Raw genomic sequence first — 20552 nt, 5'->3', positions numbered from 1 at the left:
CCATCATGGCAAAGCACGACCTCGATCCCAGGGATCTCGCCGAGCTCGAGCGGCGCAAGCGCGCGAGCCTCGGGCAGCTCCTTCTGCGCTCGGCGCGGCTGCTCGACGAGCGGGCGGTGGCGCGCATCGCGCGGCGCGGGGCGCCTGGGGTGCGCCGGGCGCACACCGCGCTCATGCCGTACATCGATCTCGAGGGCACGCGGCTGACCGATCTGGCCGAGCGCGCCCGGGTGACGAAGCAGGCGGTGGGCCAGCTCGTGGAGGAGCTCGAGGCGATGGGCGTCGTGGAGAGGACGCCCGATCCCGACGACCGGCGGGCCAAGCGGGTGCGCTTCACGCCGCACGGGCTGAAGGCGCTGCTCCACGGGCTCGGGGTGCTCATGGAGCTGGAGGAGGAGCTCACGCGGAAGCTGGGCGAGAAGCAGATGGCGTCGCTGAAGAAGGGGCTCGCCGCGCTGCAGGCGGCGTTGGAAGAGCCGCCCGAGGGAGGGTGAGCGCCGGGGCGGAGGATGTCGCGCAGGCGCTGGGCGAGCCGCTGCTCAGGAGCGCGATCGCCAGGGTGCGTATTCCGGGCCGACGTGACGGCCGATTCCGAGAGCGCGTGACGGCCCGTTCCGAGGGGACGCGACCGGGCGTTCCGGGCCACCCGACGGGGTGTTCCGACACACCTGACGGCTCGTTCCGACGCACGTGACGGGCCGTTCCGAGGGACGCTCCGCGGCGGGTCGATGCGGAAGAAGAAGGCGGTGGCTCCCGAGGTGACCGAGACGAAGACCTGACCGCGCTCGTCGCTGCGCTCCGGTCCACGTCACGCCGGACTGGGCCGTCGCGTCGCTCCGGAATGAGCCGTCACGTCCGTCAGAATACGCAGGGAAGCTAGGGAAATCTCCACGCACTGAGTGGGGGCTGGACCCCCCCGTGTCAGAGAAGTTGTCGCCCCATCTGATCCGCTTACGCAGGATCAGGTCACCGGTCTCGGGGAGCGGAGACAGGCTTTGAGGTGAGAGAGTACTCAGAATCCTTCAAAAGAAAAATCGCACGGCCGTTCCGGCCGTCGTCGTGGTGCATGCCAAGGAGATGAAGGACGCGTGGTGTCTGGCGACCTCGCTTACTGAGAAGAAGGCGCCAGAGGTAGTGAAGCTCTACGGCAAAAGGTTCACCATCGAGGAAACATTCCGCGATGAGAAGGACATCCACTTCGGCCTGGGTCTGTCGGCAACCCACATCAAGAATCGTCAGCGGCGCGATCGGCTCCTGTTCCTGGCGGCCATCGCTCACGCCCTTCTGACGCTGCTCGGCGCCGCGAGCGAGGAGACCGGGCTCGATCGCACGCTGAAGGTGAACACCACGAAAAAGCGCACGCTCTCGCTCTTCCGCCAGGGATTGTACTGGTATCACGCGATGCCCACCATGCGCGACGACTGGCTTGAGCAGCTCATGATGGCGTTCAACCGCATCGTGGCGGACCATCGTGTCTTCCGCGAAATCTTCGCGGTCATATGAGGGGATGCCTCAGGGAAATACCGTCTCGCGAGTCCCGGATCGGGCGTGGCGCCGATGCGGGTCGCGCCTTGCCGCGACGGTCCCCGTCACGCGTACTTTTTGCCGCGCCTTCTACCTATCTTTAGAAAGTCGATCAGCACCTCGAGCTTGGGGGCGAGGTTCAGCCGGCTCGGATAGTAGAGAAAATAGCCCGGGATGTGCGGGCAATACCCATCGAGCACCCGCACGAGTCGCTTCTCGGACACGAGCCCGCTCACCATGTCTTCGAAGACGTAGGCGAGTCCGACGCCCTCGACGGCGGCGTCTACCAATACCGACCCATCGTTGGTCACGACGCGGCCGTCGACGACCAGCTCGAACTCCTTGTCGCCCTCGACGAACTTCCACCGGGCGACTGCGCCCGTCGACATGCGCAGACCAATGCACTCGTGCCCGTGAAGCTCGCGCGGATGCGTGGGCTTGCCTCGGCGTGCGAAGTAGTCCCGTGAGCCGACGACCACGAGGCGCTGGTCCGGGCTAACGCGAACAGCGATCATCTCGCGATCGAGGCTGTGGCCGAGGCGAATCCCCGCGTCGAAGCCTTCGACTACGATGTTCGACAGCGCCTCCTGGAGACAGATGTCGATTCGGATGTCGGGGTACGCGGCGAGAAAGGCCGCGAGCTTCGGCTTGATGACGTCGTTGTAGCCGGTTCGGAGCATCGTCAGGCGCAACAGACCCGATGGGCGTCCGTTCATGGCCATGAGCGACTCGAACGCGGCGTCGATGCCGTCGAATGCAGGCCTGAGCTGCCCGATGAAGTGCTCACCGGCCTCGGTCAAACCGACGTTACGTGTGGTTCGTTGAAGCAGGCGCACACCGACGCGCTCTTCGAGGGCGCGAACGATCTGACTAACGGCAGATGGCGTCACCCCCAGCTCGGCGGCCGCCGCACGGAAGCTCCGCTTTTCGGCCACGCAGAGGAGGGCCCGAAGCCCGGATAGGTCGTCACGCATTGTTTAGCCTGGCTACCTATAGCATGCACGATTCCGCGCGTTCTCTTTTTTGTTTGGCGAGACTAGTGTCTCCGAAGCGAACAACGCAGAGGAGAACACTCATGACGCCCGCACTCCCCAAACCCATAGCCGCCTATGTCGAGGCAAACGCACAACTCCATGTGGACGGCATGCTGAAGCCTTTTGCCGCCGATGCGGTCCTCTCGGACAACGGAAAACGTCACGAGGGCCACGCCGAGCTGCGAACCTTGTTTGAAGACGAGGTGATCGCCGTCAAGGCGATCTTCACGCCGGATGCCGTTCGCCACGAGGACGGTCAGGTCGTGGTCGAAGGTCTTGCCCATGGCGACTTCAAGGGCAGCCCGATCCGCTTCACCTATCGCTTCACGCTCGAAGACGACGCTATCAAAGCACTGGAGATCACGATATGAGCATCAAAGCTAATCCCGCGGAGTTCGCTGGAAAACGTGTGCTCGTGAGCGGCGGCAGCAAGGGTCTGGGCCGCGCCACCGTCGACCGCTTCCTGGCCGGGGGCGCCCGGGTTATCACCGCAGCCCGCGGAACCCTGGAGCCCATCGACGGCGTCGAGTTCGTCCGCGCGGATCTGACGACGGCCGAAGGCGGCGAGACCCTGGCCAAGGCGGCGCTCGAGCGTATGGGCGGCGTCGACATCCTCGCCCACGTGATCGGTGGCTCGGCCTCGCCGGGCGGCGGCTTTCTCGCGCTGACGGACGATCACTGGCTCGCCGAACTGAGCCTGAACCTCATGGCCACGGTCCGTCTTGATCGCCTCTTGGCTCCGCAGATGATGGAACGGGGTGCCGGCGCGATTGTGCATATCACCTCTATCCAATCCATCCTGCCGCTTCCCGAATCGACCACTGCCTACGCCGCCGCAAAGGCCGCGCTCAGGACCTACAGCAAGTCGATCTCCAAAGAGCTGGGGCCGAAGGGCGTGCGGGTCAACGCCGTCTCCCCCGGCTGGATCATGACCGAGTCGTCCGTCGACATGCTGAAGCGTCTGCAGGCCGCCAATGGTGGCACGGTCGAGGAGGCGCGGCAAGTAGTCCTTGATGCTCTGGGCGGTATCCCGATCGGGCGTGCGGCCGAGCCCGAAGAGGTTGCCGATCTCATTGCCTACTTGGCCTCGGATCGCGCCGCCGCGATCCACGGCGCCGAGTTCATCATCGACGGCGGCACCGTCCGGACCGTCTGACGTGGGCGTCTGCGCCGGGACGCTGTACCGGTGGCGGCATGATAGGCTGCACGGCGTTCTGGTGAAGGACGATCCGGTCCCCCGGGACCGGTGAGCGCCCGCCCAAATCCCTCCTTCGGAGGCGAAGTGCGCCGCAGGCGAACGAAGACTCCGGATTCGGCGCGGCCCGCTGGCGGCTCTTTCGGCGCCCTGAGCGGGACGGCTTCTACGTCGCGGACCTGACCTGAAGCTCTCTCGCCGCGCGAAGCTGCCACCCGCGATGGCGATCCCGTTGGGACAGAGTTCGGTTGCGGGACGGCTCGCGTTCAACGAATAGGCGTTTGCGGGACTGCGCCTGAGCAGCAGCGGCGGCGAGGTTCCGGCGCAGTCCCGCAAACGTCGGGTTGGACCGGGTTGGGTCGATGCCTTCCAAACGGGTGCGATCAGCGGCCTGGTGCCCCCCAAATCCCGGAGGAAGCGACGGATCGCGACGGTTCGGCACCGCAGATTCGTTCCGTGTCAACACCTCCCCCCAAACAGAGGACGAGCTTCGGCGACCTCTCGCCTCTCGCTCGCCCCACCGCCCCAGCGACTCTCCCCGGAGCTCAGCGCTTCCCCCGGACCCGCCTCCGCGATACGACATCGCCGTGACCCGCACGATCGCCCTCATCCGCTGGCTCCCCCTCCTCGCAGCGCTCTCCTCCGGCTGCGCCCCCGCGCCGGCCCCCGCCGCACCGGCGGCCGACGAGGGCGCCACGAAGGCGGCGAGCGCGGCGCTCACCGCCCTGTCGCACCGCAAGTTCGACGTCCACGGCTGCGCCGCCTCCGAGGCGCGCGTCGTCCCGGAGGCCGAGGCGCGCGCGGGCTCGCCTCAGGGCGAGCGGTGCGTCATCCTCGTCGCGCGCCAGAGCGACCAGACATGGCTCGTCGCCGTCCGCTCCTCGCTGTCGTCCAGCTCCTTCGGGGCGCAGGCGCTCGTGACCGTCCTCCCCCAGGCCGAGGGCGTCGGCGCCATCGAGTACACGCGCTGATCCGGCGCGGGAGCCGCTCCCGCGCCGGCTCGGCTCCGCAAACCGCTCACCGCGCCGTCGCGACGAGGAACAACCTCCGGAACGGAAACGGCGTCTTCCCGTCCGCCGCCTTCGGATACGCCGCGGCCACCCGCGTCCCGTACGCCTCCAGGAACTCCGCCCGCTCGTCCTCGCCATCGAGCGCCGCGAGCAGCGGCCGCAGCGCCGTCCCCAGGGTCCACTCGACCACGGGGCTCTCGCCCTCGAGGATGTGCAGATACTCCGTCTCCCACAGGTCGATCCGCGCCGCGTGCGGCGCGAGCACGCCGTAGTACGCCGCTGGCGCCGCGACCGGGCTCTCCCGCACCAACCTCGCCAGCCTGTCGCGGAAGCGCGGCATCCGGCTCACCTCCACCATCGCCGTGTGCGACGGCGCGCCGTGGTTCCGCGGCATCTGCACCGCCAGCACGCCGCCGCGCGCGAGCCGCCCGAGGAGCGCCGGAAACAGCGCCGCATGGTCGTCCAGCCAGTGAAGCGCGGCGTTGCTGAAGATCAGCGCCGGCGGCGCGGGCGGCGCGAAGCGCGCGATGTCGCCCTCGACGAACCGCGCCCCCGGCAGCGCGGCGCGCGCCTTCGCCAGCATCTCCGGTGAGCTGTCGACCCCGACGATCCCGCGGTCCGGGAAGCGCTGCGCCACGAGGCGCGTGATGTTGCCCGCCCCGCAGCCAAGGTCGACGATGTCGCCCGGGACGGTGACATCGACCCGCCCCAGCAGATCGACCGCCGGACGCGCCCTCTGGTCCTCGAACTTCAGGTACTGAGCAGGATCCCAGCTCGCCATGTCGCCCTCCACCGGACCAGCGCTGCAGCTCGTGAGCTCCCCGCTGCCCGTGTCATGCCTTCCCGTTCCACCAGATCCGGACGCGCCTGTCGACGCAGAAATCAGGGTTGCCCGCTCCCCCGCGGCGACCGCCGGCCCGCCGCGTGGCGATCTGCCACAGCCTTGCCAGGTCGCCACGGCGGCGCCGGTCGCGGCGCTCGCCCGCGCTGCGCCCACCGCGCTCGGCATATGCATTGCTCGACGCGCGCCCGGAGTCCTGCGACTTCTTGGCAGCACGGTCCGGGAACGCGGCCGCCGGCCGCCGCCCCTCGTTCGCACCGACCCACAGGAGAACGCTTGAACACCCCAGCCACGAGCCGTCCACCGCCGCGCTCTCGCATGACACCGACGCTCCTCTTCCTTGGGCTCGCCGCGCTCGCGGCGGCGCCCGGCTGCTTCAGCGCCCGCGCCTCCTCGGGCGGCGGCGAGACGACGCCGCCGTCCCCCGCCCGGTCGATCCGCACCGCGGACATCGAGCTGCCCGCCGGATACGTCATCGAGGTCGTCGCCACCGGCCTCACCTTCCCGACCGGCGTCGCGTTCGACGACGCCGGGCAGGTCTACGTCACCGAGGCCGGGTACTCCTATGGCGAGGTGTTCACCACGCCACGGCTCCTCCGGATCGAGCCGGGCGGCCGCACCACCGTCGTCGCGACCGGGAAAAACCCGCCGTGGACCGGCGTCGCCTGGGCCGACGGCGCGTTCATCGTCTCGGAGGGCGGCGTGACCGAGGGCGGCCGGATCCTCCGGATCACCCCCGGCGGCGAGAAACAGACCCTCGTCACAGGGCTCCCGAGCTTCGGAGATCACCACACGAACGGGCCCGTCGTCGGCCCCGACGGCTTCATCTACTTCGGTCAGGGCACCGCCACGAACTCCGGTGTCGTCGGCGAGGACAACTACAAGTTCGGCTGGCTGAAGCGACACCCCGAGTTCCACGACGTCCCCTGCAAGGACGTGACGCTGACCGGCGCCGCGCTCACCTCGCCGAACCCGCTCACCAAGGACGAGGACGACGAGGCCACGACCGGCGCCTTCGTCCGGTTCGGCACCCAGACGCAGAAAGGACAGGTCATCCCCGGGAAGGTGCCGTGCAGCGGCGCCGTCATGCGCGTGCCCGCCCGCGGGGGCACGCTCAACCTCGTCGCCTGGGGGTTCCGCAACCCGTTCGGGCTCGCGTTCTCGCCGGACGGCAAGCTGTTCGTCACGGACAACGGCTATGACGAGCGCGGCAGCCGCCCGGTCTGGGGCAACGCGGATTCCCTGTGGGCCGTGACGCCGGGCACCTGGTACGGATGGCCCGATTTCGCCGACGGCCGCCCCGTCGCGCAAGATCGCTATGCCCCGCCCGGCGGGCAGCCGCCCCCTGCCCTCCTCGAGACGCTGCCGAACCCGCCGCCGCAGCCGGTCGCGCTCTTCGCCGTGCACAGCTCGTCGAACGGCATCGACATCTCGCGCGACCCGTCGTTCGGCTTCGTCGGCGACGCGTTCGTCGCGCAGTTCGGCGATCAGGCGCCGGACGTCGGCAAGGTCCTGCACCCCGTCGGCTTCAAGGTGGTCCGGGTCGACCTCAAGACCGGCGTCATCCGCGATTTCGCCGTCAACCGCGGCAAGGACAACGGCCCGGCGTCGCGGCTCAAGACAGGCGGCCTGGAGCGGCCCATCACCGTGCGCTTCGATCGCGCGGGGAAGTCGCTCTACGTCGTCGATTTCGGCGTCATGCTCATGGATGAGAAGGGCGCCAAACCGAAGCAGGGCACGGGCGCGCTGTTCCGCATCACCCGCGCGGCGGCCGCAGGCTGAAGGAGGAGGCGATCATGGTCCTGCGCGCTGTCGTTTGCGGTCTCCTCGCCACGTCGCTCGGGCTCGCCGCCGGGTGCGGCTCCTCCCGCAGGAGCGAGCCTATCCTCGGGCCGCCCCCGCTCGACGAGCCGCCCGAGCGGCGCGGCGAGGTGATCTTCATGAAGCAATGCAACCAGTGCCACCCGGGCGGCGCCGGAGGGCTCGGCCCAGGGCTCAACAACAAGCCGGCGCCCGCGGCGGCCATCCGGCTCCAGATCCGGAGCGGGCTCGGCGCGATGCCCTCCTTCTCGGAGAAGGAGATCTCCGACGCGGACGTGGACGCGATCATCGCTTACATGTTGTCCATCCGGTCCTACGAGAAGGGCGATTGAGCGGAGAGCCACGGCGGCGAGCCGCCCTCGGCGCGCCGCCGCCGGACAGACCAGCTCGAAGCAGCGGTATCACACGCAGAGAAATCTACAAAACCAGGAGAGGACCCCGGTCATGGCAGCCATTCGCGGCGTAATCTTCGACGTCGACGGCACGTTGATCGACAGCAATGACGCGCACGCCCGCGCCTGGGTCGATGCGCTGGAGGAGTTCGGGCACAAGGTCCGGTTCGAGGAGGTGCGGCGCCTCATCGGGATGGGCGGCGACAAGCTCCTCCCCGAGGTGACCGGGATCTCCATCGAGAGCCCCGAGGGAAAGAGGATCAGCGGGCGCTGCTCGGAGATCTTCATGAAGCAGCTCCTGCCCGAGCTCCGCGCCTTCCCCGGCACGAAGGAGCTGCTCGAGGAGCTCCACCGGCGCGGCCTCAGGATCGTCATCGCGAGCTCGGCCCAGAAGGAGAAGCTCCGCGAGCTCCTCAAGCTCACCGGCGCCGACGGGGTCATCGAGAGCGCCACGTCGTCGAGCGACGCCGAGCAGTCCAAGCCGGATCCGGACATCGTGCAGGCGGCGCTCGACCACCTGAAGCTGCCGCACGGCGAGGTCGTGATGATCGGCGACACGCCGTACGACGTCGAGGCGGCCGCGCGGGCCGGGCTGCGCACGATCGGCTTCCGCTCGGGCGGCTGGACCGACAGCGCCCTCGAGGGCGCCATCGCCGTGTACGACGGCCCGGCCGATCTCCTGGCGCAGCTCGATGCATCGCCCCTCGCCGGCGTACCGGGGAACGCGAGCACCGCCCACCAGGCCGAGAAGACCCCGCAGCAGCGATACGTCTAGGCAGGCGCTCGCCCGATCGCCGCCTGGCGCGGCGCGACGGCCGATGTCCGACCGAGGCTTGCCCGGGGCCGCGCTCCGCTCAACGTGCGGGCGCATGGACCCGTCGAGCGATACCCGCGATCCTCAAGAATCGGAGATCACCCAAAACGACGATTCGAACGAGCTGCTCCTCACGAGGTCGCTGGAGCGATGCGCCCGGCTCGTGCAGACGGACGAGGAGCTCCGCCGGGCGCTGCCCTCCCCGGCGGCGCTGGAGAAGATCCGGAGCCGTCACACCACCATCGAGTGCGTCGCGACGGCCTTCGAGCTCTACGCGGACCGCCCCTGCGTCGGCCACCGCCCGCTCGACACCGCGGCGACAGCGGCCGACGGCGGCAGCGCGCCGCGCTATCTGCCGGAGTTCCGCGCCGTCAGCTACGCGGACGTGTGGTCCCGCGTCGAGGCGTTCGCCAGCGGCCTCCAGCACGAAAAGCTCGCGAACACGGGAGATTTCGTGGGCATCTCGGGCTTCGGCAGCACCGACTGGGTCGTGGCCGGCCTCGCCTGCATGTACCTCTCCGCCGTCTCGGTGCCGCTGCAAACCGACCTGCCCCCCGCCGACCTGGAGCTCATCGTCACCGAGGCCGAGCTCGCTTGCGTCATCTGCAGCGTGGGCCAGCTCGCGCGGATCGAGGACGTCCTGCCGCGGTGCCCGTCCGTGCGCAGCATCGTCGTCATGGACCTGCTGGAAGGGGATCGCTGCGGGCAGAGCGAGCTCGAGCGCGCGAGGCGAGCCCTGCGACCGCTGGAGGCGCGAGGCCGCCGCCTCGCCGTGCGGGCCATGCACGAGGTCGAGCGGCTCGGCCGGCAGCAGGGCATCGCGCCGAAGGTGCTGCCCGCGCAGCGGGGCGAGCCCGATCCGCTGATGACCCTCATGTACACGTCCGGGAGCACCGGCTCGCCGAAGGGCGCGATGATCCCCGAGAGCCTCTGGCACCGGTACTGGCAGCTCGCGTTCACGAGGAGCCAAGATCCGCGCCTGGACCTCTTGCCGCACGTGGGCCTCAACTACAGCCCGATGAACCACTTCATCGGGCGCAGCCAGGTCGGCCGCTCCCTCATGCGCGGCGGGATCACGCACTTCGTGCTGAAGAGCGACATGTCCACCCTGTTCGAGGACATCCGCCTGGCCAGGCCGACCACGCTGTTCCTGGTGCCGCGCATCGCGGAGCTGATTCACCAGCAATTCCAGGCCGAGGTCCTGAGGCGCGCTCGAGGGCTGGGCGCCGGCGGCGACGACGCCGCGCGACGGCGGATCGAGCGCGAGATCATGGCGGAGATGCGCGGGTCGCTGCTCGGCGACCGGCTGCTCCTCGCGAGCATCGGGTCGGCGCCGACGCCGCCAGAGGTCTTCTCGTTCCTGAAGCGCTGCTTCGACGTGCCCGTCTTCGAGGGCTACGGCTCCACGGAGGCCTCCTCGCTCACGACCGATGGCCGGCTGGATCGGGAGCTCGTGACCGAGTTCAAGCTGGTCGACGTCCCGGAGCTCGGCTACTCCGCCGCGGACCAGCCGTACCCGCGCGGCGAGCTGCATATCCGATCGAGCCTCATGGTGCCCGGCTATTACAAGAACGAGAAGGCCACGAGGGCGCTCTTCGACGAAGAAGGGCTCATGAACACAGGCGATATCGTCGAGCAGCGCGGGCCCGACACCGTCGTCTGGATCGATCGCGCGCGGAACGTGCTCAAGCTGTCGCAAGGAGAGTTCGTCGCCACCTCGCGGCTCGAGGCCCTCTACAGCGCGGGCAGCCCCTTCATCCAGCAGATCTTCCTTTACGGCAACAGCACCCGCTCGTACCTCCTGGCCGTCGTCGTCCCCGAGATGCGCGAGATCTCGGCCCACCTGCGGCAGCGCGACGTGAAGCCCGACGGCGAGCCCGTCAGGCAGCTGCTCCGCGCGGAGATCGACCGCATCGCCCGGGAGAACCAGCTCCGCGGCTACGAGATCCCGCGCGACTTCCTGATCGAGCCGGCCCCGTTCACCCGGGCGAGCGGCCTGCTCACGGAGACGCAGAAGCCGGCGCGCGCCCGGCTCAAGGCCAGGTACAGCGCCCGCCTCGAGGCGCTCTACGCGACGATCGAGCGCACCCAGCTCGAGGAGCTCCGCAGCCTCCGCGAGGGCGGGGCGACGCCGGCGTCCGCCGCGCTGGTGGTGAAGAAGGCCCTGGAAGCCACGCTCGGGATCACCGGCGTCGAGCCGCGGAGCGCGCGGAGCTTCGCGCAGCTCGGCGGCGACTCGCTCAGCGCCGTCCGCCTGAGCCGCCTCATCGAGGAGATCTCCGGCGTGGCCGTGCCCGTGGGGCTCGTGCTCAACCCGACGAGCAGCGTCCGCGCGATCGCCGATCACCTGGAGCACGCCCTGGCGGGCGAAGCCCCCCGCCGCGCCGCGCGCTTCGACGAGGTGCACGGCGCCGGCGCCGAGGTCGTCCGGGCGGCGGACCTGCGGCTCGACCGGTTCCTCGGGCCGGACGAGCTCGCGGCCGCGAGGCGCGCGACGCCGGCCGCCGCGCTGCCGGCGCAGGCCCGGGTGGCGCTCCTGACCGGCGCCAACGGGTTCCTCGGCCGGTTCCTCGCGCTGGAGCTCCTCGAGCGGCTGCCCGAGGAGGGCCGGCTGTACTGCGTCGTGCGCTCGCCGGACGACGCGCTCGCCTTCGATCGGCTCCGCGCGACCTACGAGTCCGATCCCGCGCTCCTGGAGAGGTTCGACGCGCTGTCGGCGCACGGCCGGCTGGTCGTGCTCGCCGGCGATCTCGTGGAGCCGAGGTTCGGCCTGGCGGACGACCTCTACGCGCACCTCTGCGTGGAGGTCGACTGCGTGGTGCACAACGGCGCCCTGGTGAACCACGCCCTGAGCTATCCGCAGCTCTTCGAGCCCAACGTCCTCGGCACGGTGGAGGCGATCCGCCTTTCGCTCGCGCACCGGGTCAAGTCGATGAACTACATCTCGACCATCGCCGCGGTCGGCGGCCTCGACCGGAGCGGCCCCATCCGCGAGGACGAGGACATCCGGGAGCTCTGGCCGGAGCGCGCGCTCAGCGCCGGTTACGCCGTCGGGTACGCGACGAGCAAGTGGGCGAGCGAGGTGCTGCTGCAGGACGCCCACGACGCGCTCGGCCTCCCCGTCAACGTCTACCGCCCGAGCGGCATCATGGCGCACAGCCTGTATCGCTCCCAGATCAACGTCCCGGATTTCTTCACGCGGCTCCTGTGCGGCGTCGTGTACACGGGCCTCGCCCCGAGATCGTTTTACGAGGGCGGCCGCCCGCACCGCGACGGCCACTACGACGGCCTGCCCGTGGACGCCGTGGCGCGGAGCATCGCCGCCGTCGCCGTCGATCGACGGCCCCGCACGGGGACCGTCGCCGTCGATCAACGGCCCCCCACGGGCGGTGAGGGGGAGAGGGCGAGCCGCGCGACCTATCATGTCGTGAACCCCTACTGGGACGACGGCATCTCGCTCGACGTCATCGTCTCGTGGGTCCGATCGGCGGGTTACCCGGTGGAGCGCGTCGACGACTACGCCGCGTGGTACGCGGCGTTCCGCGACCGGCTGATGCAGCTGAGCGAGCCGCTCAGGCGCCACTCGCCGCTGCCCATCCTCAACGCGTGGGAGCGCCCGGCGCGCGCCGACGGAGAGGTGTTCGACGCGGAGCGCCTCCTCGCCCGGCTGCGGCAGCTCGCGGCGCGCGGCGGGGGGGGCGATCTCGCGACCCTGCCGCACGTCAGCGAGCCGCTCATTCACAAGTACCTGGACGACATGGTCGCGCTGGGGCTCATCGGGCCCGCCGCCGTGCGCGCCGCGTCCTGACGCGGGCGCATCGCCCCCGCGCGCTCGACCCGCCCGAGCTCGCTACCGCTCGCCGCCCGCGATGTGCGCGAACAGCACCTCGGGGGCGATCGGCTTGACCAGGTGCGCGTCGCACCCCGCCTCCCTGGATCGGCGCACGTCGTCCTGCTGGCCGTACCCGGTGAACGCGAGGATCCGCAGGGCGCCGGCGCCCGCCTCGCCGCGCATCCTCCGTGCGACCTCGTAGCCGTCCATGGCCGGCAGGCCGATGTCGAGCAGCACCACCTCGGGCGCGAACGAGCGCGCCGCCTCCAGCGCCGAGGGACCGTCGTGGGCCAGCGCGGTCACGTGGCCCGCCTGCTCCAGGAGGAGGACGAGGGCGTGCGCGTGATCGCGGTTGTCGTCCACGACGAGGATCCGGCGCGCGAGCGTGCCGGAGACCGGCCCGGCCGCGCCCTCGGCCTCGGCCGGCGGCTCCACGGCGGGCAGGCGCACCGTGAACTCGCTGCCGCGGCCCTCGCCCTCGCTCGCCGCCGCCACCGAGCCGCTGTGCATCTCGACGAGCCGCTTCACCAGCGTGAGCCCGATGCCGAGGCCGCCGCGCGCGCGGCCGAGCGTCGGGTGCGCCTGCTCGAAGAGGTCGAAGATGCGCGGCAGCATCTCCTCCGGAATGCCGTACCCCGTGTCCTTCACCCGGACGACGATCTCCGACCCCTCCTGGCGCGCCGAGAGCCAGATCCGCCCGCCCTCGCGGGTGTACTTCGCGGCGTTCGTGAGCAGGTTGACGATCACCTGCTCCAGGCGCGCGGTGTCGCCGAACACCGGCAGCGGCCGCGGCCCCACGTCGAGCGCGAGCTCGTGCTTCGAGGCGTCGATCAGCGGCGCGGCCGCCGCCACCGCCTGGTAGACGATGTGGCCGAGATCGAGCGGCTCCTGCTTCAGCGTGATCTTGCCGCGGGTGATGCGCGAGACGTCGAGCAGATCGTCGACCATGCGGCCGAGCTGGCCGAGCTGCCGCTGCATGACCGCCTGCGCCCACGCCCGCCGCGGCTCGGGCACCGTGGGCATCTGCGAGATGCGGAGCGCGAACTGGATGGCCGAGAGCGGGTTCCGGAGCTCGTGCGCGAGCATCGCGAGGAACTCGTCCTTGCGGCGGTCGCCGTCGAGGAGCGCCTGCTCGGCCTGCTTGCGCGCGGTGATGTCGTTGAAGGAGACCGCCACGCCGTCGCCGACCTTCACCGCCATGTTGCGGACCCACACGCGGTGCCCGCGGGCCGTGTACGCGATCTCCTTGTCGTGCGGCTCGCCGGTCTCGACCACGCGCACGTAGAGCGGGAAGAGCTCCGTCCGCTGCTCGGGCATCAGGTCGAGCAGCCGCCGGCCGACGAGCGCCGAGACGGGCGCGCGGAGGAGCCGGCCGGCGGCCGGGTTCGCGAAATCGAAGAGGAAGTCGGCGATCTCGCCCGCCTCGTCGCGCGCCGGGCGCAGCACGATGAACGCGTCGAGCGAGAGCTCCTGGGCCGCGCGGAAGCGCTCCTCGCTGCGGCGCAGCGCCTCGTCCGCCTGCTTGCGCGCGGTGATGTCCTCGACCACGCCGACCGCACGCAGCGGCTTGCCGCGCTCGTCCCGGAACACCGAGCCGCGCACCACCACCCAGCGGACGCCGCCGTCCTTCCGGACGAACCGCTTCTCGCTGCGCCACTCGCGCTCCGCGCCGTGGACGACCCGGTGGAAGACGGCGAGATCCCGCGCGCGATCGTCGGGGTGCGTGAGGTCGACGAAGGTGCGCTCCAGGAGCTCCGCCTCGGAGTAGCCCGTCAGCGCGCAGAACTCCCGGCTGACGGCGAGGATGCGCGCCGTCGACGGCTCGCCCGTGGCGACGGCCACGCCCGCCAGCGCGAGCGCGAGGTGGAGATCGCGCTCGCTCAAGAGCGCCGCGGGTGCCCGGTCGAGCTCGCGCCGAACGCCGCCGTCGCCGGAGCTCTCTGGCCCGGAGAACGATGCATTCTCCGCGTCTTTCCGCTCTTCTCGAGTCCCCGTCACCCGCCCTCCCCCGGCGACGCCCCGCCGGATTGCCGGCCAGCGGGCCGGCGGCCCGGCGCGCGTCGCGGCCATCGTAGACCAACGGCGCGCTCCTGACAGTGACGAAACGAGCGGGCCCGACGCGTCGCAAAAGCGCCATGGACGCGGCGCCCCGTGGACCGGAGTCGCCACGCGCCGGCGACCTCGCCCCCTCGACACGGCGCCTGTCGACAGCGCGGATCGGCGCCGCGCCGGGCGCGGGATGGCTCGGCAGAAAGCTCAATGATCTTCCGATCTTCTCACCTCCACGGGGCGCCAGCGCGGCCGGCGCCCGCGCTCCGCCGAGCGGGCGGATCGCCCGCGCCGCGAGGTCGTCGCGACGTTCGCGGCGCTCGCGGACGGCGCGCGGGCAGGGTTTGCGCGCCGTCGAGGCCCTCGACGCGCCGCGCGCGCGCGGGGTAGCATCGCGCGCCTCAATTCACCGATAGCAAGGAGCGCCCCGCGGCGCCTCGACCGCCGCACGCAAACCCTATGAAGCTCGCTGTCATCTCAGGTAGTCACCGCAATGGCTCCGAATCGGGGAAGGTCGCCCGCTACGTGCAGCAACAGCTGTCGTCGGCGCCGGACGTCTCCTCCGTCTACCAGCTCGATCTCGCCGACAACCCGCTTCCGCTGTGGGACCCGGAGGCCTGGCAGCCCTCGGAGAAATGGGAGCGCCTCTGGTCGCCCATCTCCGCCGAGCTCGCCGCGTCGGACGCCTTCGTGATCGTGGCGCCGGAGTGGCACGGCATGGTCCCCGCGGGGCTGAAGAACTTCTTCCTCTTCTGCACCAAGGGCGAGCTCGCGCACAAGCCCGCGCTCATCGTCGCGGTCTCCGCGGGCCCGGGAGGCGCCTACCCGATCGCCGAGCTGCGCATGAGCAGCTACAAGAACTCCTACCTCTGCTACATCCCGGATCACGTGATCGTGCGCAACGTCCGCGAGCTCCTCAATGATCCGGCGACGCCGCAATCGCCCGACGACGGGCGCATCCGCGAGCGGTTCCAGTACGCGCTGGGCCTCCTCCTCCAGTACGGCAAGGCCCTGCAGCAGGTCCGCGCGAGCGGCGCCGTCAACCTGGCCCGATACCCGTACGGGATGTAGCCGCCGGCCCGAGCGCCGGAGATCCCGGCGCGCCGGGCCATGCCCGCATCGCGACCTCGACGGCCGCGCGGAGGCTCTCCCGCGATGCGCCATCCCGCGCCTGGACCGACATCCCCAGCAAGACGGTCACATAGAACGTGGCCAGCGCGGCGGCGTCCGTGTCGGGCGCGAGCTCGCCGGCCTCGACGGCTCGCTGGATCCGCGCCTCGAACCCGCTGTGCCAGGTTTCTCGGTACCCCCGCAGCAAGCCCTGTACGGGCCGGGCGCCGGGGGAGCACTGGGTCCCGGCCAGCGCGATCATGCACCCGGGCGGGTGATCGGGCCGGGTGAGCTCGTCGGCCGCCGTCTCTAGCAGCCGCTGCACCGCGCCCCGGGCCGTCGGCTCCTCGGCGACGATGCGGTCGATGTACCCGCCCCGCCCGGCGAGATACCGGTCGACCGCCGCCCGGAACAGCTGCTCCTTGCCCCCGAACGTCGCGTAGAGGCTCGACGGGCTGATGCCCATCGCCGCGCTCAGCTCGTCGAGCGACGTCCCCTCGTACCCCCGCTCCCAGAACAGGACCATCGCCCGCTCCAGCGCCGCCTCCTGATCGAAGCTGCGCGGCCGCCCTCGACCCCGCTGGAGCGCCCCCGTCGCTTTTTTCATAACGGTCGTTCCATAAATCGCTTGACGGACTGCAGTACCCTACTTAGCTTCCATTTCAGGAACGATCGTTCCATAAAAAAGAGAGGACTTGGCCATGGGTACGTTGAAGGGCAAGGTTGCGCTGGTCACCGGGGGTTCGCGGGGTATCGGGGCGGCGATCGCCAGGCGCCTCGCGCGCGAGGGCGCCGCCGTGGCCATCACCTATGCCGCGTCGCCCGCGAAGGCGGACGAGGTGGTGGGCGCCATCGAGGCGGCGGGCGGCAAGGCGATCGCCGTGCGGGCGGACAGCGGCGACGCCGACGCGGTGAGGAGCGCCGTCGCCGAGACGGTGAAGGCCCTCGGCCGGCTCGACGTGCTGGTGAACAACGCCGGCGTCGCCGCCATGGCGCCCCTCGATCAGTTCTCGCTGGAGGAGTTCGATCGCGTCATGGCGGTGAACGTCAGGGGCCTCTTCGTCGCCGCGCAGGAGGCTGTCCGCCACATGGGCGAGGGCGGGCGCATCATCAACATCGGGAGCGTCTCCGGCGACGTGGCGCTCATGCCCGGGATGTCGGTCTATGGCGCGACAAAGGCGGCGGTCGCCGGCCTCACACGCGGCTGGGCCCGGGATCTCGGTCCACGCGGCATCACGGTCAACAACGTCCAGCCTGGCCCCGTGGACACCGACATGAACCCGGCCGACGGCCCGCTCGCCTCCGGGCTGAAAGGCCAGATCCCCGTGCAGCGCTACGGACAAGGCGACGAGGTCGCCAGCATGGTGGCGTACCTGGCCGGCCCCGAGGGCGCCTTCGTCAACGGCGCCAACCTGAACATCGACGGCGGCATCACCGCCTGATCGCGCCGGTCGACCGCCCAGGCAGGCTGTGACGCTACGCCTCGTCGTCCACCAGCGTGACGGCGAGCAGGGCGCCCGCCGGCGCGATCGCCCGCAGCGCCGCGGGGACGGCCGCGAACTCGAGGCGCTCGACCTCCTCGCCGACGACCGAGGGTCGCACCAGGATCGAGCCAGGGGCGCGCTCCGGCGCCGGCGCATCGCCGTCGAGCTCGGCAAGCGACGTCCACACGAGCCCGTCGTGGTCGCCGCCCACCGCATGGGCTGTCGGGTCGACGCAGCACTGGGCCGCGAGCAGCACCAGGTGCGCGATGTCGACGTCGACCTCGGCGGCCCCGGACGCAGGATCGACATAGGAGGCCACCTCGACGGCGTCGGGCACGAGCTCGCGCCAATCGACCTGCGGCGTCCACGAGGGCTGCGCGACGAGGCGCGCCAGCTCGAGCTCGAGCTCGATGACGGCGGCGGCGGCACCGAGCTCGCGCAGCACCTCGACGCGCTGCGCCGCGAGCGACAGGGAGTTGTCGACGACGGTCGACCCCTCGACGAGGTCGGCGCCTGTCGCGCGGGCGCGCAGCGCCGCCGTCACCTGGTCGCGCGAGAGCCCGAGGACCGCGGCGAGCGTCGCGATCCGCGACGCCTCGATGGGCGAGCGCATGCCGGCGAGCGCGCGGTCGAACGCCGGCCGCCGCCGCGCGAGGAACCCGAGCAGGTCGTCGAAGGCAAACGCGCGGGGCACCTGGCCTTCGAGCTCGGCCGGCGTGACCGCGTGCCGCTCGCGGAAGGTCGCCTGCAGCGCGGCGTGGAGCTCCTCCACGACCTCGAGGTCTGCCGGAAACACCCACGCTCCCGGAGGGAAGAGCCCGCGCCCCTGGCGGCCCCGGATGGCGAAGCGCTCGGCGCAACGGACGGTCATGCCGGCATGGCTATCACGGGTGGGCTGGCGCGTCAGGCGCTCCCCCGACTCAGGGCGGGCAGGCGCCGGCGCCGTTGTTCTCCTGGAGCACCATGAGAGGCGGCCAGTCGAGGCGCTCCACGAGCGCCTCGACCTCGCAGCTCGGCAAGCTCTCGTTGTCCCGGATTTCCATCGTAATATTGATCGATCGAGCTCCCAGATCGCGAAGCGTCGCGAGCGACCGGTTCCCCTCGACGTCGAGGTGATCGATCGTGGTCAGGTCCTCGAGCCCGGTCAGCCCGACCAATGCGTCATTGTCTCGGATGCTCAACTGGCCCACGCGAGCCAGGCCGCGCAGAGCGTCGATGTCGACGAGCGCCGGGTTGTCGGCGAGCGTCACATGGCTGATCGCGCCGTCGCCCGCGCCGAGCGCGCCGAGCCCGTCGAGGCTCGTGAGCGCGGCGTTGTTGGAGATATCGAGCCCGCTTCGCACGTCGCGGACGCCGCTCAGGCCCACGAGGCTCGTGAGCCGCGGATTGTCGTAGATCTCCAGCCGATCGAGGTCCGAGACCTGCTCGAGCCCCGTGAGGCTCACGAGCCCGGAGTTATGGCTCACGGCGAGGGCTGACATCTCGGTGACGCCGGCGAACCCGGACAGGTCCGAGAGGGCGCCGCAGCCGGTGACGGACAGCTGCCGCAGCCGTGCTCCGTCGCCGAGCTCGATGGTGGCGAGCCTGGGGTTCTTCGAGAAGTAAAGCGACGGCGCGTGGTCCAGATCCGCGCGAAGGCGCGCGAAAGCGTTGGCGCTCACCAGCTCGGGATTCGAGTCGACGGTAGCTTCCTGGACGACATCGCGGAGCGATGGCACGCCGTCCAGGCTGCTCATCGCTGAATTGCCGCTGACGATGAGGACGTCGGTGGTCTCGAGCGCTCCGAGCCCGGTCAGGTCCACGAGCCGCTCGTTCGAGTAGATGGCGATGCGGCGCGTGGAAACGAGGCCATCCAGGCCCACGAGGCTCGTGAGCCGAGGATTGTCGATGATCTGCAGCCCATCGAGCTCCGAGACCAGCTCGAGCCCCATGAGGCTCACGAGCCCGGAGTTCTCTCCCAGGATGAGGGTCGACATCTCCGTGATGCCGGCGAACGCGGACAGGTCCGCGAGGGAGCCGCAGCGGGTGACGGACACCTCGGCCAGCCGCGTCACGTCGCCGAGACCGATGGTGGTGAGCTTGGGGTTGTTCGAGAAGGAGAGCGACGGCGCGCGGTCCAGGTCCGAGCGAAGGTGCGCGAAGGCGTTGGCGCTCACCAGCTCGGGATTCGAGTCGACGGTGGCTCGCAGGACACCGCGGAGCGAGGGCGCGCCGTCCAGGCTGCTCATCGCTGAATTGCCGCTGACGATGAGAGCGTCGGCGGTCTCGAGCGCCGCGAGCCCGGTCAGGTCCACGAGCCGCTCGTTCGACGAGATGGCGATGACGCCTGCGGAGATGAGGCCGTCGAGGCCGCGCAGCGAGCTCAGCTGCCGGTTTTCCCGCAACGTGAGCTTCTTGACGGCCGTGAGCCGCTCGAGGCCTTGCAAGCTGACGAGCCCGTCGTTCCCGGAGATGAAGAGCTCCTCGAGGCCGTCGACGGCGCCGAGGCCCTCGAGGCTGGTCAGCGCGTCGTTGTCGACAAGGTTGAGCCACCCCCGGCGCAGGCTGCGCAGCCCGTCCAGCGTCGCGAGCCGGTCGTTGCCCTCGATCCAGAACACCCCTTCCTCGACGTCCTCGAGTCCTGACAAGGACTCGAGGGCATCGTTGTCGACAACGCGCCACTCGGCCGCTTTCACCCCGACGCCGACGACGCTCTCGAGGAGCGGGTTCTCGCTGATGAGGACCGCCACGGCCTCTCGCAGGCTCCGAAGCCCGCGGAGGCTGAGCAGCGAGGGGTTCCGCATCACCTGCAGCTGCAAGCCGACGTAGGAGAGGGAGCCGAGGCCATCCAGGCTGGAGAGCCGCGTGGCGTCGATGATCTGGAGCTTACCCTTGATCGTCCTCAGACACGCGAGGGGGGACAGGTCGGAGACGTCGCCGCCGATGGTGAGCGTGCCATCGAGCACGGTGACGCCGCGCAGGTCCTCGAGGCCGTCCTGGTGAGCGACGCTCAAAGAGCCGCTGTACACGCGCGGATCGCACCCCGGCTCGGCGCCGCCGGCGCCCGCGTCCGGCTCGCTCGGCATGCCTGTCGACGAGGTTTGGCCGCCTGAGCTGGAGGCTTCCACGGCGCTCGCTGGGCCGCCGGCGCCCCCGGCACCGCCCGCGCCCCCGGCACCGCCAGCGCCTGTCGTCGATCCGACCTCGCCTCCGTCCGCCGGCGGTTCTTCGATATGACGATCGACCTGGCCCCCACAAGCCGGCACGAGCGCAACCGAGGCAAGGACCCCCATCCACCACGGCATCCGCATGTCGCGACGCTGGGCTCACCCCAATTCGGCGTCAAGACCGGCCAGGGCCATGCTGAAAATGCGCGATTGCAACACGGAAACTTTACAGGAGACGCGGAGCGCGATGCGCCCGTCCAGCGCTGATGGCTGCACACCGCCCCGAGACCCGCGCAACGA

General features: G+C 70.5%; 17 protein-coding genes. 11 read left to right on the top strand and 6 right to left on the bottom strand.

The features are described 5' to 3' along the window. The first annotated feature begins 5 nt into the window (after window positions 1–5). Both WMF33_RS48185 and WMF33_RS48180 read left to right on the top strand, forming a co-directional pair. A complete protein-coding gene (locus WMF33_RS48185; RefSeq protein WP_437334870.1) occupies window positions 6–494 on the top strand; it encodes a MarR family winged helix-turn-helix transcriptional regulator in 489 nt (162 codons plus the stop codon). Window positions 495–1017: 523 nt separating this feature from the next. Then, a complete protein-coding gene (locus WMF33_RS48180; protein WP_437339588.1) occupies window positions 1018–1503 on the top strand; it encodes a transposase in 486 nt (161 codons plus the stop codon). An 86-nt stretch (window positions 1504–1589) separates the two neighbouring features. Here the strand turns inward: WMF33_RS48180 and WMF33_RS48175 are convergent, their stop codons facing one another. Further along, window positions 1590–2498 carry a LysR family transcriptional regulator gene (locus tag WMF33_RS48175; RefSeq protein ID WP_020741952.1) on the bottom strand — a complete coding sequence of 303 codons (909 nt, stop codon included), beginning with the start codon at window positions 2496–2498 and terminating at the stop codon, window positions 1590–1592. Window positions 2499–2599: 101 nt separating this feature from the next. Between WMF33_RS48175 and WMF33_RS48170 the strand changes: the two genes are divergently transcribed. The 3 genes from WMF33_RS48170 to WMF33_RS48160 all read left to right on the top strand — a co-directional run bounded on the left by WMF33_RS48170 (window position 2600) and on the right by WMF33_RS48160 (window position 4724). Further along, window positions 2600–2929, top strand: coding sequence for a nuclear transport factor 2 family protein (locus tag WMF33_RS48170; RefSeq protein WP_437334869.1), 330 nt, complete (start codon window positions 2600–2602; stop codon window positions 2927–2929). Then, complete coding sequence (locus WMF33_RS48165; protein WP_437334868.1) at window positions 2926–3714, top strand: SDR family oxidoreductase; 789 nt, start codon at window positions 2926–2928, stop codon at window positions 3712–3714. The genes WMF33_RS48170 and WMF33_RS48165 overlap by 4 nt, the downstream gene beginning before the upstream one ends. A gap of 626 nt (window positions 3715–4340) precedes the next feature. After that, a complete protein-coding gene (locus WMF33_RS48160; RefSeq protein ID WP_437334867.1) occupies window positions 4341–4724 on the top strand; it encodes a hypothetical protein in 384 nt (127 codons plus the stop codon). Window positions 4725–4770: 46 nt separating this feature from the next. Here WMF33_RS48160 and tam read toward each other — a convergent pair whose 3' ends face one another. Beyond that, window positions 4771–5544, bottom strand: a complete 774-nt coding sequence (gene tam, locus WMF33_RS48155; protein ID WP_437334866.1) for a trans-aconitate 2-methyltransferase — start codon at window positions 5542–5544, stop codon at window positions 4771–4773. A gap of 378 nt (window positions 5545–5922) precedes the next feature. Here tam and WMF33_RS48150 point away from each other — a divergent pair, with 378 nt between their 5' ends. The 4 genes from WMF33_RS48150 (at window position 5923) to WMF33_RS48135 (ending at window position 12439) form a co-directional block, all read left to right on the top strand. Next, a complete protein-coding gene (locus WMF33_RS48150; RefSeq protein ID WP_437334865.1) occupies window positions 5923–7386 on the top strand; it encodes a PQQ-dependent sugar dehydrogenase in 1464 nt (487 codons plus the stop codon). Between the two features lie 14 nt (window positions 7387–7400). Next, window positions 7401–7757, top strand: a complete 357-nt coding sequence (locus tag WMF33_RS48145) for a c-type cytochrome (protein ID WP_437334864.1) — start codon at window positions 7401–7403, stop codon at window positions 7755–7757. Window positions 7758–7869: 112 nt separating this feature from the next. Next, a complete protein-coding gene (locus tag WMF33_RS48140; protein ID WP_437334863.1) occupies window positions 7870–8592 on the top strand; it encodes an HAD family hydrolase in 723 nt (240 codons plus the stop codon). 94 nt (window positions 8593–8686) lie between these two features. Next, window positions 8687–12439, top strand: a complete 3753-nt coding sequence (locus WMF33_RS48135) for a thioester reductase domain-containing protein (protein WP_437334862.1) — start codon at window positions 8687–8689, stop codon at window positions 12437–12439. Between the two features lie 42 nt (window positions 12440–12481). On the opposite strand, the gene WMF33_RS48130 is transcribed toward WMF33_RS48135, so the two are convergent. Further along, complete coding sequence (locus tag WMF33_RS48130) at window positions 12482–14461, bottom strand: PAS domain S-box protein (protein ID WP_437334861.1); 1980 nt, start codon at window positions 14459–14461, stop codon at window positions 12482–12484. A 510-nt stretch (window positions 14462–14971) separates the two neighbouring features. On the opposite strand from WMF33_RS48130, the gene WMF33_RS48125 reads away from it, so the two are divergent. Next, complete coding sequence (locus WMF33_RS48125) at window positions 14972–15583, top strand: NADPH-dependent FMN reductase (RefSeq protein ID WP_437334860.1); 612 nt, start codon at window positions 14972–14974, stop codon at window positions 15581–15583. Here the strand turns inward: WMF33_RS48125 and WMF33_RS48120 are convergent. Further along, complete coding sequence (locus tag WMF33_RS48120) at window positions 15552–16229, bottom strand: TetR/AcrR family transcriptional regulator (RefSeq protein ID WP_061628134.1); 678 nt, start codon at window positions 16227–16229, stop codon at window positions 15552–15554. The two genes, WMF33_RS48125 and WMF33_RS48120, sit on opposite strands and share 32 nt — an antisense overlap. Before the next feature lie 94 nt (window positions 16230–16323). Here WMF33_RS48120 and WMF33_RS48115 point away from each other — a divergent pair, with 94 nt between their 5' ends. Further along, the gene (locus tag WMF33_RS48115; protein ID WP_437334859.1) at window positions 16324–17064 is read left to right on the top strand and encodes a 3-oxoacyl-ACP reductase family protein; all 741 of its coding nucleotides are present in this window, start codon (window positions 16324–16326) and stop codon (window positions 17062–17064) included. A gap of 34 nt (window positions 17065–17098) precedes the next feature. Here WMF33_RS48115 and WMF33_RS48110 read toward each other — a convergent pair whose 3' ends face one another. Both WMF33_RS48110 and WMF33_RS48105 read right to left on the bottom strand, forming a co-directional pair. Next, window positions 17099–17977, bottom strand: a complete 879-nt coding sequence (locus WMF33_RS48110) for a hypothetical protein (RefSeq protein ID WP_437334858.1) — start codon at window positions 17975–17977, stop codon at window positions 17099–17101. Between the two features lie 49 nt (window positions 17978–18026). Continuing rightward, complete coding sequence (locus tag WMF33_RS48105; protein WP_437334857.1) at window positions 18027–20396, bottom strand: hypothetical protein; 2370 nt, start codon at window positions 20394–20396, stop codon at window positions 18027–18029. Window positions 20397–20552 lie beyond the last annotated feature (156 nt).

Origin of the sequence: Sorangium sp. So ce394 (assembly GCF_051474665.1) — a bacterium.
Classification (GTDB): domain Bacteria; phylum Myxococcota_A; class Polyangia; order Polyangiales; family Polyangiaceae; genus Sorangium; species Sorangium cellulosum_D.
Note: the sequence above shows the minus strand (reverse complement) of the source record. Positions and strands in the feature narration are given on the sequence as shown.